The organism is Spiroplasma endosymbiont of Megaselia nigra (assembly GCF_003987485.1).
In the GTDB taxonomy this organism is placed as follows: Bacteria; Bacillota_I; Bacilli_A; order Mycoplasmatales; family Mycoplasmataceae; genus Spiroplasma.
On record NZ_RCOO01000277.1, the window covers coordinates 1 to 1118 of the forward strand.

Below are 1118 nucleotides of genomic sequence, written 5' to 3' on the forward strand. Positions count from 1 at the left end.
ATATCAAAAAGTTGTAATAAAAAGTTTCTATTTTAAGAATTTAAGATGCTGTCCTTTCTCTGAATCAATTAATAATTATGGGTTTACAAATAAAAAAACAACCCTTTTTATTTAACAAGAGTTGTTTTTTGGAGCTTCATCGTACACGATTCCTATTATAAAAATAAATGAAAACAAGAACCTTTAATTAAAAATTATGAACCATTATATAAAGAAAAAAATGAAAATATTATAAAACATAAATCAATTTCATTACCCGTTGAATTATTTTATCAAGAAACAAATTATTGATGTGGCCCCGCTAGTGTACAAATGGTAATAAATTATGTTGCTAATAAAAAAATATCACAAGAAAAATTAGCAAATTATTTACAAACTGTAAAAACAGGAACTTATCCAGGAAATATTCCAGCAATTTTAAATAAATTCACAAACCAAAATAATCATAAATATACACGAAAAATATTAGGACTCAATTATGGTTTAACCGAAAAAGAACAAAAAATATTTTATAATGATGTAAACAATAGTTTAAAGCATAATTTTCCAGTTATATTAAGTATGCATGGTAAATATCCTTGAAACAACCATATGATAAGACATCTTATTGTTATACATGGAATTCAAGTATCAGAAAAATTTGAAGAATATACATATTTAATTGCTGATCCTTGATCCGGAGAAGTAGAAGTTAAACAATCACAAATAAGTAGTCTATTTACTTATGATGCAAATAGTAGCATTATTAAATCTAATTAAAATATTTTAAAATTATTTGTGAATTTTTAACTACTATCACCACCGATTCTTCAACTAATTGAATATACAATATTTTAAACATTGCATAATTTATTTTATTAACACTTGATTGCAATCCTTCTTTTACTATTTTTAATTTTTCTTCTATTCTATATCTTTTTTTAAAAATAAAAAATCCAATTACTTTTGTTTGCACAGTTTCAAATAACTGAGAATTATTTTTTTAATTTAAAATGCTTTTTAATTCAAATTGAATTGGAGGCATTTTTAATTTTAAAACCCTTCTATAATTATTATACTCAACAATATAATTATCTATCATATTTTTTAGCTCATTAAAATTTTTGTATTTTGTTATA

At 22.1% G+C, this 1118-nt stretch carries 3 protein-coding genes; 1 reads left to right on the forward strand and 2 read right to left on the reverse strand.

Annotation, left to right across the window (positions count from 1 at the left end; all coding sequences use genetic code 4):
- Positions 1 to 264: 264 nt before the first annotated feature.
- Complete coding sequence (locus tag D9R21_RS06665; protein WP_255416639.1) at positions 265 to 759, forward strand: C39 family peptidase; 495 nt, start codon at positions 265 to 267, stop codon at positions 757 to 759.
- On the opposite strand, the gene D9R21_RS06670 is transcribed toward D9R21_RS06665, so the two are convergent.
- Both D9R21_RS06670 and D9R21_RS08735 read right to left on the reverse strand, forming a co-directional pair.
- Positions 752 to 955: a hypothetical protein gene (locus tag D9R21_RS06670; protein ID WP_126821561.1), complete on the reverse strand. Its 204-nt coding sequence runs from the start codon at positions 953 to 955 to the stop codon at positions 752 to 754. The two genes, D9R21_RS06665 and D9R21_RS06670, sit on opposite strands and share 8 nt — an antisense overlap.
- A gap of 27 nt (positions 956 to 982) precedes the next feature.
- Positions 983 to 1117 carry an IS3 family transposase gene (locus D9R21_RS08735; RefSeq protein ID WP_126820873.1) on the reverse strand — a complete coding sequence of 45 codons (135 nt, stop codon included), beginning with the start codon at positions 1115 to 1117 and terminating at the stop codon, positions 983 to 985.
- Position 1118 lies beyond the last annotated feature (1 nt).